The 15384-nt window shown below is 70.1% G+C and carries 17 protein-coding genes; 11 read left to right on the top strand and 6 right to left on the bottom strand.

Annotated elements, in window-relative coordinates:
- Positions 1 to 102: 102 nt before the first annotated feature.
- Genes LT971_RS13490 through LT971_RS13480 form a run of 3 tightly spaced genes read left to right on the top strand, consistent with a single transcriptional unit; the run spans position 103 to position 2733 of the window.
- The gene (locus LT971_RS13490) at positions 103 to 786 is read left to right on the top strand and encodes a PHP domain-containing protein (protein WP_237007463.1); all 684 of its coding nucleotides are present in this window, start codon (positions 103 to 105) and stop codon (positions 784 to 786) included.
- A 2-nt stretch (positions 787 to 788) separates the two neighbouring features.
- A complete protein-coding gene (locus tag LT971_RS13485) occupies positions 789 to 1889 on the top strand; it encodes an asparagine synthase C-terminal domain-containing protein (RefSeq protein ID WP_237007462.1) in 1101 nt (366 codons plus the stop codon).
- Positions 1890 to 1947: 58 nt separating this feature from the next.
- Complete coding sequence (locus LT971_RS13480) at positions 1948 to 2733, top strand: SDR family oxidoreductase (protein ID WP_237007461.1); 786 nt, start codon at positions 1948 to 1950, stop codon at positions 2731 to 2733.
- Between the two features lie 22 nt (positions 2734 to 2755).
- Here LT971_RS13480 and LT971_RS13475 read toward each other — a convergent pair whose 3' ends face one another.
- Positions 2756 to 3229: an NUDIX hydrolase gene (locus LT971_RS13475; protein ID WP_237007460.1), complete on the bottom strand. Its 474-nt coding sequence runs from the start codon at positions 3227 to 3229 to the stop codon at positions 2756 to 2758.
- A 32-nt stretch (positions 3230 to 3261) separates the two neighbouring features.
- Positions 3262 to 4281 (bottom strand): transcription initiation factor IIB, encoded by a 1020-nt coding sequence (locus LT971_RS13470; RefSeq protein ID WP_425293282.1) that lies wholly within the window; start codon positions 4279 to 4281, stop codon positions 3262 to 3264.
- Positions 4282 to 4413: 132 nt separating this feature from the next.
- Between LT971_RS13470 and gatC the strand changes: the two genes are divergently transcribed.
- The gene (gene gatC / locus LT971_RS13465; RefSeq protein WP_237007458.1) at positions 4414 to 4689 is read left to right on the top strand and encodes an Asp-tRNA(Asn)/Glu-tRNA(Gln) amidotransferase subunit GatC; all 276 of its coding nucleotides are present in this window, start codon (positions 4414 to 4416) and stop codon (positions 4687 to 4689) included.
- Positions 4689 to 5960 carry an Asp-tRNA(Asn)/Glu-tRNA(Gln) amidotransferase subunit GatA gene (gene gatA, locus LT971_RS13460; RefSeq protein ID WP_237007457.1) on the top strand — a complete coding sequence of 424 codons (1272 nt, stop codon included), beginning with the start codon at positions 4689 to 4691 and terminating at the stop codon, positions 5958 to 5960. Before gatC ends, gatA begins: the two co-directional genes overlap by 1 nt.
- A gap of 51 nt (positions 5961 to 6011) precedes the next feature.
- Here gatA and LT971_RS13455 read toward each other — a convergent pair whose 3' ends face one another.
- Complete coding sequence (locus tag LT971_RS13455; RefSeq protein ID WP_237007456.1) at positions 6012 to 6476, bottom strand: acyl-CoA thioesterase; 465 nt, start codon at positions 6474 to 6476, stop codon at positions 6012 to 6014.
- 119 nt (positions 6477 to 6595) lie between these two features.
- On the opposite strand from LT971_RS13455, the gene LT971_RS13450 reads away from it, so the two are divergent.
- From LT971_RS13450 to purM, 3 genes are read left to right on the top strand one after another with little or no spacing between them, the layout of a single operon-like run.
- Complete coding sequence (locus LT971_RS13450; RefSeq protein ID WP_237007455.1) at positions 6596 to 8107, top strand: TraB/GumN family protein; 1512 nt, start codon at positions 6596 to 6598, stop codon at positions 8105 to 8107.
- Positions 8104 to 8700 (top strand): zinc metalloprotease, encoded by a 597-nt coding sequence (locus LT971_RS13445; protein WP_237007454.1) that lies wholly within the window; start codon positions 8104 to 8106, stop codon positions 8698 to 8700. Before LT971_RS13450 ends, LT971_RS13445 begins: the two co-directional genes overlap by 4 nt.
- Positions 8701 to 8757: 57 nt before the next feature.
- Entirely contained in the window at positions 8758 to 9771 is a 1014-nt protein-coding gene (gene purM / locus LT971_RS13440; protein WP_237007453.1) for a phosphoribosylformylglycinamidine cyclo-ligase, read from the top strand.
- A 26-nt stretch (positions 9772 to 9797) separates the two neighbouring features.
- On the opposite strand, the gene LT971_RS13435 is transcribed toward purM, so the two are convergent.
- On the bottom strand, positions 9798 to 10337 hold the full coding sequence (locus tag LT971_RS13435) for a CBS domain-containing protein (RefSeq protein WP_237007452.1): 540 nt from the start codon (positions 10335 to 10337) through the stop codon (positions 9798 to 9800).
- Between the two features lie 41 nt (positions 10338 to 10378).
- Positions 10379 to 10744, bottom strand: coding sequence for a DUF555 domain-containing protein (locus LT971_RS13430; RefSeq protein ID WP_237007451.1), 366 nt, complete (start codon positions 10742 to 10744; stop codon positions 10379 to 10381).
- Between the two features lie 252 nt (positions 10745 to 10996).
- On the opposite strand from LT971_RS13430, the gene LT971_RS13425 reads away from it, so the two are divergent.
- Positions 10997 to 11167, top strand: a complete 171-nt coding sequence (locus LT971_RS13425) for a hypothetical protein (protein WP_237007450.1) — start codon at positions 10997 to 10999, stop codon at positions 11165 to 11167.
- A 97-nt stretch (positions 11168 to 11264) separates the two neighbouring features.
- Positions 11265 to 11996: an archaeal proteasome endopeptidase complex subunit beta gene (psmB, locus tag LT971_RS13420; RefSeq protein ID WP_237007449.1), complete on the top strand. Its 732-nt coding sequence runs from the start codon at positions 11265 to 11267 to the stop codon at positions 11994 to 11996.
- 5 nt (positions 11997 to 12001) lie between these two features.
- Here the strand turns inward: psmB and LT971_RS13415 are convergent, their stop codons facing one another.
- Positions 12002 to 13537 carry a glutamate-cysteine ligase family protein gene (locus tag LT971_RS13415; RefSeq protein WP_237007448.1) on the bottom strand — a complete coding sequence of 512 codons (1536 nt, stop codon included), beginning with the start codon at positions 13535 to 13537 and terminating at the stop codon, positions 12002 to 12004.
- Positions 13538 to 13650: 113 nt separating this feature from the next.
- Between LT971_RS13415 and ligA the strand changes: the two genes are divergently transcribed.
- Positions 13651 to 15327, top strand: coding sequence for an ATP-dependent DNA ligase LigA (gene ligA, locus LT971_RS13410; protein ID WP_237007563.1), 1677 nt, complete (start codon positions 13651 to 13653; stop codon positions 15325 to 15327).
- Positions 15328 to 15384: the final 57 nt, after the last annotated feature.

Raw genomic sequence — 15384 nt, 5'->3', positions numbered from 1 at the left:
TTTCGCCGGGCCGTTTAGTCGTTTCTATGTGCACGTTCGTGGCTATCCGGCGGGCGGTTCGGTACCGAGGCGCTTTTCTCCCCACCTCTGTAACCTCGGGGCGTGCTGTCGGTCGAACTCCACGCGCACTCCGAACTCTCCTACGACGGCCGGGACCCCGTCGAGATGCTGCTGGAGCAGGCGCAGGCAGTGGGGCTCGACGCGCTCGCGGTGACGGACCACGACGAGATCGACGCGAGCCTGCGGGCCGCCGAGCTCGCCGAGGACTACGGCCTGGTCGGCATCCCGGGGATGGAGGTGACGAGCGCGGACGGCCACGTGCTCGCCATCGGCGTCGACTCCGCGGTGCCGGCCGGGCTGCCGTTCTCGGACACCCTGACCGAGATCCGCGACCGCGGCGGTATCGCCATCGTCCCCCACCCGTTCCAGTCCTCGCGCAGCGGCGTCGCGCCGAACATCTCGCGGGCCGAACTGGCGTCGGCGGACGCCATCGAGGTGTACAACTCGCGGCTGTTGACGGGGCGCGCAAACCGGAAAGCCGAGAAGTTCGCGAAGCGCAACGACCTCCCGATGACCGCCGGGAGCGACGCGCACATCGCCGAGATGGTGGGGCAGGCGGTCACGCGCGTGGGCGCTGACGACCACAGCGTCGGAGCCGTCCTCGACGCCATCCGCGCGGGTGAGACGAGCGTCGAGGGCAAGCGCACGCCATGGCACATCAGCTTCCGGCAGGCCGCGGGCGGCGCGAAGCGGCGCGTGAAAAACCGGATCGCGGAGCTGTTCTGACGATGCGCAACGCGACCCCGGACGTGGTCGCGGCCGCCGTCGAGTCCGGCGACCCCCTCCCCGGCACCGGTGGGTTCGCCGGCGCGCTCCCGGACGGCCGGCTCGCCCGGGACGTGCTCGGTCGCGAGCTCTGTTACGTCGACGGCGACGAGTGGAGCCACGACCCCGGCGACCTCTCGGACCCGACGCTCCTCCCGGCGGGCCACCTCCGAGAGGCCGACGCAACGGGCGGCGGGCAGCAGGTGTGGTCGCTGCCCGAGCCGGAGCCAGTTCTCGGAGACCCGGTCGAACGGGTCCGGAACGCCGTCGCTGGCGCCCTCGACGGCGTCCCGACGAGCGGCGACGACGTCGCCGTCGCGTTCTCCGGGGGCGTCGACTCGGCGCTGCTCGCGGCGAAGCTGGACGCGCCGCTGTACGTCGTCGGCTACGAGGGCAGCAGCGACATCGAGGCGGCCCGCGAGTCGGCGGCCGCGATGGGGCGCAGCGACGACCTGCGCGTCCACGAGGTGCGCCTCGACGACATCGAGGCCGCCGTGCCCGAGGTCGCGCGGGCTATCGGCCGGACGAACGCGATGGACGTCCAGATAGCCTCGCCGCTGTACCTCGTCGCGGAACGGGCGGCCGCGGACGGCTACGACCGCCTCGCGCTCGGGCAGGGCGCCGACGAGTTGTTCGGCGGCTACGCGAAGGTCGCGAAAGCGCCCGAGGACCCGCGAACAGACGCCGACACCGTTCGTGGCGCGCGCCGCGAGACGGTGCTGTCGCTACCGGCCCAGCTGGAGCGCGACCTCCGGGCGCTCCGGGCGGCGGGCGTGGAGCCGGTCACGCCGCTGCTGCACGACGACGTGGTCCGGGCGGCGCTCGAACTCCCCGGTGAGTGGCTCGTCTCGGGCAACACCCGGAAGCGCGCGCTCCGAGAGGCCGCCCGGGCGTGGCTCCCCGACGTGGTCGCCGACCGGGACAAGAAAGCGGTCCAGTACGGCAGCCTCGTCGCGCGCGAGGTCGACCGGCTCGCCCGGCAGGCGGGGTTCAAGCGCCGGATGGTCGACCACGTCACCCAGTACGTCGAAGCCAGACTCGCGGACGACGGCGGCGTCGACTGACTCGCTGTGGTGGGCGGCGACGCGTAGAGTGAAGGTGTTGGCTGGCGGATGTTTGTGCATGGGTACTGACTACCTTGACGGCGGCGCGGCCGTCGTGACGGGCGGCAGTTCGGGCATCGGACGAGCAATCAGTCTGGCGGCCGCGGAGGCGGGCGCCGACGTCGTGGTAGCGGACCTCCAGCGGAAGTCCCGCGACCCCGACGAGGACGAGTCGACGGTCGACCTCGTGGCGCGCGAGACCGACCAGTCGGCGGCCTTCGTGGAGTGCGACGTCACCGACCCGTCGGACACGGCGGCGGCGGTCGCGACAGCCGACGACTTCGGCGGCGTCACCACGATGGTGAACAACGCCGGGGTGTTCAGCGGCGGCGGCTTTCTGGACGCCACCGAGGCAGACTTCTCGCGGCTGATGGACGTCAACGTCAAGGGGACGTTCTTCGGCGCGCAGGCCGCCGCCGAGCGCATGGTCGAGGACGGCGACGGGGGCGCCATCGTGAACCTCTCGAGCGTCGCCGGCCTCGAGGGGTCGGCCGGGTTCGCGACGTACTGCGCGTCGAAGGGCGCCGTGCGGCTGTTGACGTACTCGCTGGCGGCCGAACTCGGCCCGGAGGGGGTGCGCGTGAACGCCATCCACCCCGGCGTCATCGAGACGGCGATGACGACGGACGATGTCCCCATCGTCGGCACCGAGAGCGGCGACGAGTACCTCGAGGACATCCCGTCGCGTCGGTTCGGCGACCCCGGGGACGTCGCAGATGCCGCGGTGTTCCTCGCGAGTGCGGCCGGTGATTACGTCAACGGCGAGAGCCTGACCGTGGACGGGGGGATGACGAACACGAACTAGTAACCAACGGCGCCACCGGGCGCTACTCGCTGGCGGCTGCTTCGATGGCTTCGATACCGATTTTCGCGGTGTCCGGGTCGACGTCGTCTGCGGCCCGGAGGTCGTCCGGCGTGTACCAGCCCCAGACCTCGGGCGGTGCCTCGTCGTCGGTCGGGTCGACGGCCCGGGTAGGGACAGTCGCGAAGTACACGTGGTCGATGTGCTGGTGGCCGACCGACCCGTCGCCGTGGACGTTAATGTCGTAGCAGAGCTGGTAGCGCGGCGTCGGCAGCGCGAAGCCGTCCGGCGCCGGCACCTCGGGAGCGGTGCCGAGCAGCGTGGGCTCCTGTCCGAGTTCCTCGGCGACCTCCCGCTTGCCGGCCTCGTGGGGGAGTTCGTCGCGGTCGACGTGGCCGCCCGGCGGGATGGTGATGCCGAGGCGGCCGTGCTCGTGGAGGGCTGTCGCGCCGTCGTTGACGACGTAGACGGTGGCGGTGAAGTGCCGCGTGGTCTCCATGCCGGGAGGTGGCGTGACGCGGCGAATAGTGGTTACGCTTCCACGCCGGTCTCGCCGCCGGCCTCCAGAATCTCGTGGTACCGGTTCCGGATGGTGACCTCGCTGATACTCGCGACCTCGCTGACCTCGCTCTGGGTGACGCGCTCGTTGGCGAGCAGTGCGGCGGCGTAGACGGCGGCGGCGGCCAGCCCGACCGGGGACTTCCCGGACGTGATGCCGGCGTCGGCGGCCGCACCGAGGAGTTCCCGGGAGCGCCGCTCGACCTCCTCGGTGAGCCCCAGCTCCGAGCAGAACCGCGGCACGTAGCTCGCGGGGTCCGTGGGCGCGACCTCGAGTTCGAGCTCGCGGGCGACGTACCGGTAGGTGCGCGCGATCTCGTCGCGGCCGACGCGGCTGACGCTCGCGACCTCGTCGAGGCTGCGAGGCGTGTTCGCCTGCCGGGCGGCCGCGTACAGCGCGCTGGTGGCGACACCCTCGATGCTGCGGCCGGGCAGGAGGTCCTCGCCGAGCGCGCGGCGGTAGATGACCGACGCCGTCTCCCGGACGTTCTCCGGCAGGCCGAGGGCGGAGGCCATGCGTTCGATCTCGCCGAGCGCCTGCTTGAGGTTGCGCTCTTTGCTGTTGCGCGTGCGGAACCGCTCGTTCCACTTCCGCAATCGCTGCATCTTCCGGCGCTGGCGGCCGGAGAGGCTGTTGCCGTAGGCGTCCTTGTCCTGCCAGCCGATGTTCGTCGACAGCCCCTTGTCGTGCATCATGTTCGTCGTGGGCGCCCCGACCCGCGACTTCTGGTCCTGCTCGCGGGAGTCGAAGGCGCGCCACTCGGGGCCGCGGTCGATGCCGTCTTCCTCGACGACGAGACCGCACTCCGAACACACCGTCTCGCCGTGCTCCTCGTCTTCGAGGAGGCTGCCGCCGCACTCCGGACACACCTGCTGGCGCTCTCGCTCGGCGGACTCCTCCGTCTCCTGCTCCTCGTCCTCGCCGGATTCTCGCTCCGCTTCCCGTGTCGTGCGTTGGTCAGTCATGGTGGGGCGGGCTGCGGGACCGGACACAGCGCCGGGTTCGTATCAAACGAGGGCGCGAGCGACCAAAAGAGCTTTGGCAGATGTTACCACATGTGTTCGGGGTAGCTGTCGGGTCCGGCCATCGAAACGCTTACCGACGGCACGCGCGACCAGTCGCGTATGACTGACGCCGTCGACGCGGAGGAGATTCGCCACGTCGCGGACCTCGCGCGCCTCGACCTCGACGACGACGAGGTCGAGGCGTTCACCGAGCAGTGCGGGGACGTCCTCGAGCGCTTCGAGCAACTGGAGGAGGTCCCGGAGGTCGACGCCGAGCCGGACCTGGTGAACGTGATGCGGCCCGACGAGGTCGAGGAGTCACTCTCCCAGACGGCCGCTCTGAAGAACGCCGAGGAGACCGAGGACGGACAGTTCAAGGGGCCGAACGTCTCGTAATGAGCCTGAACGCATTCATCACCGAGACGGACATCGAGGGCGACGGCGACGGCGTCCTCGACGGGAAGACGGTGGCCGTCAAGGACAACATCTCCACGGAGGGCGTCCCGACCACGTGTGGCTCGCGGATGCTCGAAGACTACGAGCCGCCGTACGACGCGACGGTCGTCGAGCGGCTGACCGACGCCGGCGCGACCATCGTCGGGAAGGCGAACATGGACGAGTTCGGGATGGGCACGACGACGGAGACGTCGTACTTCGGCCCGACGAAGAACCCCGTCGACGAGGACCACGTCCCCGGCGGCTCCTCGGGGGGCTCCGCCGCGGCTGTCGCGGGCGGCGAGGCCGACCTCGCGCTCGGCTCCGACACCGGCGGCTCCGTCCGCGCGCCGGCCGCGTTCTGCGGCGTCGTCGGCATCAAGCCCACCTACGGCCTCGTCTCCCGGTACGGCCTCGTCGCGTACGCGAACAGTCTCGAACAGATCGGCCCGATCGCGCCGACCGTCGAGGAGGCCGCCGAGCTGCTGGACGTCATCGCCGGCCCCGACGAGAACGACGGCACCACCCGGGCGGAGGGCGCCGACTCCGACTACGCCGGTGCCGCCGAGGGCGACGTCGACGGCCTCACCGTCGGCGTCCCCCGCGAACTCCTCGACGGCGCAGACGAGCGCGTCGTCGACCGCTTCGAGGCGGCCCTCGACGACCTCCGCGCGCAGGGCGCCGAGACCGTCGACGTCGAGTTGCCGTCCTGTGAGTACGCCGTCGCCGCCTACTACGTCATCGCCATGTCCGAGGCGTCCTCGAACCTCGCGCGGTTCGACGGCGTCCGGTACGGCAACTCCGGCGGCTTCGACGGCAACTGGAACGAGACGTTCGCCGAGTCGCGCTCGGAGGGCTTCGGCGACGAGGTCAAGCGCCGCGTCCTGCTCGGCACGTACGCGCTGTCCGCGGGCTACCACGACAAGTACTACAAGCAGGCACAGGAGGCCCGCGCGTGGGTGAAACAGGACTTCGACGAGGTGTTCGAGGACGTCGACGTCGTGGCGTCGCCGACGATGCCCGTGCTCCCGCCGGAGCTCGGCGAGAGCCTCGACGACCCCGTCCAGATGTACCTCGCGGACGCGAACACGACTCCGGTGAACCTCGCGAACCTCCCCGCCATCTCGGTGCCCGCCGGCGAAGCCGACGGCCTCCCGGTCGGCCTCCAGCTCGTCGGCCCGAAGTTCGGCGAGGAGACCATCGTCAACGCCGCCGCCGCAGTCGAAGCGTAGCCGCTCGGCGCGAACACGCCCCGGCCGGCACCTCGAACGCAGTCCCGACGTTCAGTTCTGTCGCGCCTGTTCCTGTCGGGCTTCGACCGCTGCGGTCTGCAGCCCCTCCTCTGCCTCTGACTCGCAGACGAGGTCCGGCACGTCGGTCGGCTTTCCGTCCTCGTCGAGCGCGACGAACGTGAAGAAGGACTCCGTCGTCTTGCGCTCCGTGCCCTCACGGGGGTCCTCTGCGCGCACGTCGACTTTGACGTCGATGCTCGTGGAGCCGGTGTCGAAGACGTAGGCCTCGACGACGGCGACCTCGCCCATCTCGATGGGGCTGATGAAGTCGACGTGGTCCATCGACGCCGTCACGACCTGGTTGCCGGCGAACCGCATCGACGCGATGGCCGCACAGATGTCCATCCAGTGGAGGACGGCGCCCCCCAGCGCCCGCCCGAGGTTGTTCGTGTCGTTGGGCAGCAGCATCTCGGTCATCTCCGTGTACGAGTCCATCAGCCGGGCGGAGTCAGCCATACGCGTTCCTTGCCCGTCCGGGGATTGAAAGCTTGCGACACCAGCCGACTGCCGGGGACGGCTCCCCGACCTCGGGGGTATCGACAGGCGTAAGGCCGGTCCTCCGCACCCGCTAGGTAATGAGTGAGGAAGCCGCGTCGACCGACCGCGAGGGGTCGGTGCGGGTCGTCGGCACGGCGCACGTCTCCTCGGACAGCGTCGAGGAGGTCGAGCGCGTCGTCGCAGAGGAGCAGCCCGACACGGTCGCCGTCGAGCTGGACGAGGGACGGTTCCGCCAGATGCAGGGCGACGCCCCCGAGGACCTCGACGCGAAAGACCTCCTGAAGGGGAGTATGGCGTTCCAGTTCCTGGCGTACTGGCTGCTGTCGTACGTCCAGAAACGCCTCGGCGAGAAGTTCGGCATCGAACCGGGCGCCGACATGCAGGCGGCCGTCGACGCCGCCGAGGCCGCCGGGTCGGAGGTGGCGCTCGTGGACCGCGACATCCAGGTGACGATCCAGCGGTTCTGGGCCCGGATGTCCGGCGCCGAGAAGCTCCGGATGGTCGGCGAACTCGCGCTCGGCGTCACGGACAGCCGCACGCTCGGGCTCGCCGTCGGCGGACTCGTCGGCGGGCTGGTCGGCGTCGTCGCGCAGTTGCTGGGCGGCCCGTACCTCCTGCCGGCTGTCCCGGGTGGAGCAGGCGTGCTCGGCGGCGTCGCCGGCCTGCTCACCGCGCTCGCCGAAGTCGGGATGTTCGCTATCGCCGGTGGGCTCGTGCTCGGCGCGGTCTTCGTCGTGGTGTTCGCGCGAGCCGCCCCCGAGGAGGACGTCGAGGAGTTCTCGATGGACGAACTCACCGACACCGACGTCGTCTCGGCGATGATGGAAGAGTTCCGGCGGTTCAGTCCCGGGGGCGCCGAGGCCCTCATCGACGAGCGGGACGCCTTCATCGCGCACAATCTGGTCGCGCTGCGCGCACAGGGCAAGCACGTCGTCGCGGTCGTCGGCGCCGGCCACCGCGAGGGCATCGAGCACTACCTCGCCCACCCCGGAGAGCTGCCGCCGATGGAGTCGCTGACCGGCCGCGAGTCCGGCGGGTCGTGGGTCTTCAAGGCCTTCGGCTTCCTGCTGACGGTTGGCTTCCTCGCGTTCTTCGTCTTGCTCGTGATGGCGGGCGTCGACAACACGATTCTCCTGCAGGTGTTCGGCGCGTGGTTCCTGTTCAACGGCGTAATCTCTCTCGTGACGGCGAAGCTCGCCGGCGCACACTGGACGTCCGCGAGCGTCGGCGGCGCCGTCGCGTGGCTGACCTCCATCAATCCGCTGCTGGCGCCGGGCTGGTTCGCCGGCTACGTCGAACTCCGCTACCTCTCGGTGCGGGTGGCCGACATCTCCACGCTGAACGACCTGCTCGACGACGAGACCCGCCCCATCCGTGACATCGTCTCGGACATGCTGGACGTGCCGCTGTTCCGGCTCATCGCGGTGGTCGCGATGACGAACATCGGCAGCACCGTGGCGACGCTGCTGTTCCCGTTCGTCGTCCTCCCGCTCATCGGCGGACCGTTCGACTCGGTGGGTGCGGTCTCCGACGCGATGGTCCGGGGCGCCGAGAACAGCGCCGAGGCGCTCTGGGGGCTGGTACGGTGAACGTCTCTCGCCGAGAGCTCCGCGACCTCGTCGCGGCGTGGCTCCTGCTCGGGGTGGCGTTCGCGCTGTTCCGGGTGCCGGTGTCGCCGACGACGATGACCGACGTGCTCGCCAGCGACTTCTTCGCGCGGGAGTTCCTGCTGAGTCTGGCGACCGTCGGCGTGGCGTTCCTCCTGCACGAGCTCGCGCACAAGGTCGTGGCGGTGCGGTTCGGGCAGGACGCCGAGTTCCGCGCGGACTACGGGATGCTGGGGCTGGCCGTCGCCGGTGGGCTCGCGGGGTTCCTGTTCGCGGCGCCGGGCGCTGTCCACCACCGCGGCCGAATCACGCCGAGAGAGAACGGCCTCATCGCCGTCGCCGGGCCGCTGACGAACGTCGCCCTCGCAGTCGTGTCGCTGGCGCTGCTGCCGGTCGCGCCCGACATCGGCTCCCGGGGGCTGTTCATCAACGTCCTGCTGGCGGGGTTCAACATGATCCCGTTCGGGCCGCTGGACGGCGCGACGGTGCTGGACTGGAGTCCGGTGGCGTACGCGCTGGCCGCCGCCGTCACCATCGGCCCGGCGGTGCTGTTCTTCTTCGGCGTGCTCGGGTAGTTGGACCGACTCGCACAGACCGGCACGCTTAACGCCCCGAGTTACACACGTCCGTGTATGACTGGCGGCGAGGCGGCCGGCGACGACGACGACACCGAACAGGACGAGGAGGGACTGACGTACGCCGAAGCAGGCGTCGACATCGAGGACAGCGAGGCGGCGACTGCGGCGCTGGTCGGCGCCGTCTCCGAGCAGGCCGACACCACCGAGTACGCCGGGCTGGTAGACCTCGGCGACCAGTACCTCGCGCTCGCCACGGACGGCGTGGGGACGAAGCTGCTCGTCGCAGAGGCCGTCGACGACTACTCGACGGTGGGCATCGACTGCATCGCGATGAACGTCAACGACCTCGTCGCGGCGGGCGTCGAACCGGCGGCGTTCGTGGACTACCTCGCCGTCGACGAGCCGAGCGAACGCCGGGAGGCCGAGCTCGGCGAGGGACTCGCAGCGGGCGCAGAAGAGGCGGGCGTCGCGCTCGTCGGCGGCGAGACCGCGGTGATGCCGGAAGTCGTGAAGGGCTTCGACATCGCCGGTACCGTCGCCGGCCTCGCCACCGAGGCCGACCTGTTCCCCGGCGAAGCCGAGGCGGGCGACGCGCTCGTCGGCTTCCCCTCCTCGGGCATCCACTCGAACGGCCTCACGCTCGCCCGCGAGGCGGCGACCCGGGAGGGCGGCTACGACGAGCCGTATCCCTACGAGGGCTACGAGACGGTCGGCGAGGCGCTCCTCGAACCGACCCGCATCTACACGCACTTGCTCGAAGACTTCCGCGAGCACGGCGTCCACGCAGCCGCGCACGTCACGGGCGGCGGCTGGACGAACCTGGAACGGATGGGCGAGTTCCACTACGAGATTTCGGACCCGCTGCCCGCTCAGGCGGTGTTCGAGTACGTACAGGACGCCGGCGGCGTCGGCGACGAGGAGATGCACCGAACGTTCAACATGGGCACCGGGTTCGTCGTCGCACTCCCGGAGCCTGCTGCCGAGTCGCTGGTGAGCGAGACGGACGGGGAAGTCATCGGACACGTCGAGGAGGGCGAGAGCGTCGCGGTTCGCGGGCTGTCGCTGTAACCGACCCGGCCAGTTCGGCGTCCCGCTCAGCTGAGCCGGGCGGCGACGTCGGCCTGCGTGATGATGCCGACGGTCTCGCCGTCTTCGGTCACCATCACGGCCTTGTAGTGGTCCAGCAGGCTCGAAATCTCGTCGAGCGTGGCGTCCGCGGAGACGGTCGGGAAGCTCTCGCTCATGACCTCGCGGACGGCGTGGTCGCCGACGTCCTCGCCGGCGTGGACGACGTCGCTGTCGCTGATGGAGCCGACGGGGACGCCACTGGAGATGACTGGCAGCTGGGAGTAGCCCGCCTCCTGCATCTTCTGGACGGCGTCGTGGACGGCGTCGTCGGGCGAGACGCTGATGACTTCCTCGTGCATCAGGGTCTCGGCGCGCACGACGTCGCCCTCGGCTTCCTCGAGGGCCTCGACGATTCGGCGGAGCGTCGAGAGCCGGGGGTCGACGTCGCCGCCCTCGATGCGGGCGATGAGCGGCTGCGAGACGTCCGCGCGGCTGGCGAGTTCGCTCTGGGTGAGGTCCAGGCTGGTTCGCCGTTCGCGGAGGTCCTGGGGCGTCGGCAGGTGCATACGCCCCGATAACCGAGAGTTATTAATAAAGCTTCGGGGGTCTAGGCGTCCTCCTCCGGCTCGGCGTCCTCCTCGATGACCTCGATGACCTCGAGGGGGACGTCACGGAGCGCGCCGCCGACCTCGCTCTTCGCGATGCGCTGGGCGTGCTCCTCGCTGTCGGCGTTGAACACGGTCAGCTCCAGCACCAGTCCCACGAGGGCGGTCTCGGCCGCCAGGAACGCGGCGTCCAGCGGCTCCCCGCAGGCGGGGCAGCCCGTGACACCGGCCTCCACCTCGACGTAGTCGAGGTCCTGGTCGTTCAGTCGCTTGCCGGCTTCGCTCACGGCGACGCCGATGGCGTCGTCGGAGTTCTCGACGTCACGGACCAGCCACGCGGCTTCCATCGCAACGACGTAGTTGCTCATGTAGGGACGAATGTGGCGTGGCAAGTCGTGCTTTGTGGTTCGGGGCGCTCGGCGGACGTGACCCGGATTATTCTCGTAACGTACGCGAACGTGTCCTCACACCAATCCCGTGCCTACGTCAATCAGCCGGTCAGCGAGGCGAGACAGCGGGACCCCTCCCCCAGATCACACAATCGCACGACAGCTCCGACTTCGACGGACACTCTCGGCCGGTAAGTATATCAAGGGTCGTGTGCTGAGTGGCTGCCATCGATGCTGGAACGCGTCACCCGGTTCGGACTGCTCGCGCTCTACCAGTCCACGCTCGTCGTCGGCATCCTCGCGATGCCGCTCGCGCTGCTCGCCGCCCGCGCTGGCGTCACCCTGCCGGTCGGGCGGCTCGTCGAGGGAGCCACCGAAGCCTACGAGGCCGCAGCCGCCTGAGAGCACCGCGTAGACGGCGTATATCCGGAGGTTTCGGACGGCCGGGGAATCCCCGGAAGAGATGCTTTTATCAGTCCCGGACTGGTATCGACTGGTAATGTTCAACCCGAACGACGGCTCTGACTTCGCCCGCAATCGGGCGCGGCTCGACGACACGCCGAACCCCTACGAGCCGGAGGTCGGCTCGCTGCCCGACGGCGACCGAACCGCCGCCGACTCGGACAAGGTCAACAAGACCGGCACCACCATCGTCGGCCTCACCACCGAGGACGGCGTCCTGATGGCCTCCGACATGCGCGCCAGCCTCGGCGGCCGCGTCGTCTCCAACAAGAACGTCCAGAAAGTCGAGGAGATCCAGCCCAACGCCGCCCTCTCCATCTCCGGCTCCGTCGGCGGCTCCCAGAGCTTCATCCGCTCGCTGCGCGCCGAGGCGAACCTCTACGAGGCCCGCCGCGGCGAGTACATGTCCATCGACGCGCTGTCGACGATGGCGTCGAACCTCCTCCGTGGCGGCCCGTTCTTCGTCGTCGTCCCCATCCTCGGCGGCGTCGACGAGGACGGCGCCCACGTCTTCAGTCTCGACCCCTCGGGCAGCTCGCTCTCCGACAAGTACACCGCACAGGGCTCCGGGATGCCGTACGCGCTCGGTGTCCTCGAGCAGGAGTACAGCGACGACCTGACAATGGACGAGGCCCAGCAGGTCGCCGCGCGCGCCGTGAAGTCCGCCAGCGAGCGCGACACCGCCTCCGGTAACGGCATCCACATCACGAAGATCACCGCAGACGGCGTCGACACGGTCGGCCACAAGGAGTTCGACGACCTGCTGTAGTCGGCTCAGTTCTCGGGGAGCTGTTCGCCGCGCCCCACCCAGTCCGCGAAACTCCCGGCCAGCAGCGTCTCCCGCTGGTTCTGGATGTACTCGTACTGCATCGCGTAGACTGCGTTCTCGAAGGAGTTCCCCTCGTCGAGTGCCTCCCGGATGCGCTCGACTTTCCAGCCCGCCGGCGTGACGGCGTGACGGGCGCGCTGGCGGAGCGGCCAGAGGTACTTCGCGGCCTGCTCCTCGGAGAGCCCCCGCCGTTTGAGGCCGGCTTCGGCCTGTTCGAAGAGGTCGACGTACAGCTCGTGGCTGTCGGTCGTGTGGTCGCCGTCGGCGGTCACCCACGCGAGGTCGGCGTCGAGGCCGTCCCGGGCGGCGTCGTAGAACGCGTCCCGGGCCGTCTCCCAGGAGAGCTCGTACAGCGGGTGTTCGGTGCGCGGGAGGTTCTCGAGGAGCCCGGCGAACGCCGCCTGTACGGCGATGGTGTCCCGCACGGTCGGCTGACCGGCGATGGGCCGGAACTCGATGCGGGCGTTCGCGGACTCCTTCGACGACCCCCCGAAGACGGGACGCACCCACCGCCAGTAGGTGCCGTGTTTGCGCCGCCAGTGCGCGAATTCGTCGTCGAATCGGCCGCCCTCGTCGACGGGCATCGGCACGATGGTCTCGTCGTCGGCGACCCGGTCGACGGCGTCGGCGACGCTGTCGAGGTCCTCCGGGAACCGCACTTTCTCCGACTCGCCGGGGACGTTCAGCACGGTCTCGAAGACGTCGATGCGGGACTCCTGCCAGCCGTCGGCGAGAATCTCCTCGGGCGTGGCGTCCTCGTCGTAGAGGTCCGGCGGGAACACGGGCGCGTTCACCGAGAGCGCGAGCAGCGGCGCGGCGAACCGCAGCGCGTACCGGAAGTACGTCGGCAAGTCGACCGCCTGCGGGACCTGGTAGTGGGGCTGGATCGACGTGATGAGCGCCTCCGGCATCACCGTCTCGGCCGCAAGCGAGACGTGTGGGGCGTCCAGTTGCATCCCGGCGGGCTGGTCGGTGTTGGCCATCGCGTGGTAGCGCGCCGAGTCGCTCATGTTCGTCGCCACCTCCACGCCGTCGTGGTTCACGCTGTCCGTCAGGTAGCTCTCGGCGGACTCGCCCGCTGGCGGAATGGTCCACATGCCGTCGCTGACGAGGTGCAGGCCCTCCGCAGCCATCGGCCCGGTAGCGGCGTCCAGTTTCGCGCGGACCTCGGCCTCCTGGGCGGCGAGCCCGTACTCGTTGAGCGGCATCGGGCTGGTCGTCATCTCGGCGTTGTGGAGGCCGAGTTCCTTCTCGAAGCCCACGAACTCGAGGACGCGCCGCGGCACGCGGGCGAGCGACCCGTCGTCCGTCGTCGCGTAGAACTCGTACTCGAGGCCGACGATGGCCTGTGGGTTGTCGAACGTTCCGGCCGCGATCTCCTCGCGGACGACGTCGGCGTCGTCACTGACGCGCTGCTGGAACGTGTCGGCGTCGACATCGAGGACGTCCCGAACGCGGTCCACGAGGTCCGGTGCTGGCATACGCCGAGATATCGGTGTGCCCCGTGAAATGTGTGGCGGCGCGGGACCGCGTGCCCAGCGACCTGCCGGACGGTTCGCGGGATTTACCTTCGGGTGGCGGCTACGGCGGGCCGATGGAGTTCCAGACGTTCGCCGCGCGCGCCGCCGACGTCGAGGCCGAGTCCGCGGACCTCGCCGTCGTCGACCTGGTCGCCGACCTGTTCGCGGCCGCCGACGGCGACGACCTCGGCGTCGTCGCGCGGTTCGTGCAGGGCCGGGTGTTCCCAGCGCACTCCGAGACGAAACTCGACATCGGGCCGCGGCTCTGCTACGAGGCGCTCGCGCGGGCGGCGGGCCGGAACGTCGACGTCGACGACGTCGAAGACAGACTGGCCGAGGCGGGCGACATCGGCGCCGTCGCCGCGGACCTCGACCTCGGCGGACAGGCCGGCCTCGCCGCGTTCGGCGACGCCGGCGGCGGCAGCGACGACCTGACCGTGGGCGAGGTCGCCGACGAACTCGCCGACCTCGCCGCGGCGGCCGGCGACGGCAGCCAGGACGAGAAGGTGACGCTGCTGTTCGGGCTGTTCAATCGGTGTTCCAGCGAGGAGGCCCGGTACCTCTCCCGGCTGGTGCTGGGCGAGATGCGTATCGGTGTCGGTGAGGGTACCGTCAGGGACGCCGTCGTCGAGGCGTTCGACGTGCCCGCGGCGTCCGTCCAGCGCGCGCTGCAGGTCTCGAACGACTACGGCCTCGTAGCGGAGACCGCACGCGACGAGGGCGTCGAGGCGCTGGACGCGATGGGGCTGGAAGTCGGGCGACCCGTGCAGGCGATGCTCGCGCAGGCGGGCACGGTCACGGACGCCCTCGACGAGTGGGACGAGGCGGCAGTGGAGACGAAGTTCGACGGCGCCCGCGTGCAGGTCCACTACGACGGCAGCGAGGTGGCGCTGTACTCCCGGAACATGGAGGACGTGACCGACGCGCTCCCCGAACTCGTGGAGTTCGTCGAGGCCCACGTCGAGGCCCCGGTCATCCTCGACGGGGAGGCCGTTGCGGTCGACGACGAGGGCGACCCGCTGCCGTTCCAGGAGATTCTGAAGCGGTTCCGGCGCAAGCACGACGTCGCGTCGATGCGCGAGGAGGTCGCGGTCGAACTGCACGCCTTCGACTGCCTGCACGCGGGTGGCGAGGACCTGCTGGAGACCCCGTTCGAAGCGCGCCACCGGCGCCTCCAGTCGGTCGTCGGCGACGAGTCGGCGGTCTCCGAGCTGCTGGTGACCGACGACGCCGACGAGATAGCCGACTTCGAGGCGACGGCGCTGGACGACGGCCACGAGGGCATCATGCTGAAGAGCCCGGACGCGGCGTACACGCCCGGCGACCGCGGGAAAGACTGGCTGAAGCGCAAGCCCGACGTGGAGACGCTGGACCTCGTGGTGACCGGCGCCGAGTGGGGCGAGGGGCGGCGCGCCTCGTTCCTCGGGACCTTCCTGCTGTCGGCCCGGGACGACGACGACGACGGCGGGGAGTTCGAGACCATCGGGAAGGTGGCGACTGGGCTCACCGACGAGGAGCTGGCGGCCCTCACCGACCGCCTCGAGCCACACGTCCGCAGCGAGGACGGCCAGACGGTCGACATCGAGCCGGCGGTCGTCCTCGAGGTCGGCTACGAGGAGATCCAGACCTCCCCGACGTACTCCTCGGGGTACGCGTTGCGGTTCCCGCGGTTCGTCTCCGTCCGGGAGGACAAGACGCCCGAGACGGCCGACACCATCGAGCGCGTCGAGCGACTCGCCGACCAGCAGTAGCGACAGCAGTCGGCCGGGGGCGCCGAGTGCCGAACTGCTGGCCCCGAGTGTTCAAAC

Source organism: Halobacterium rubrum (assembly GCF_021729015.1).
In the GTDB taxonomy this organism is placed as follows: domain Archaea; phylum Halobacteriota; class Halobacteria; order Halobacteriales; family Halobacteriaceae; genus Halobacterium; species Halobacterium rubrum.
The sequence above is the reverse complement of the archived record's forward strand: the minus strand, read 5'-3'. Positions and strand labels throughout refer to the sequence as shown.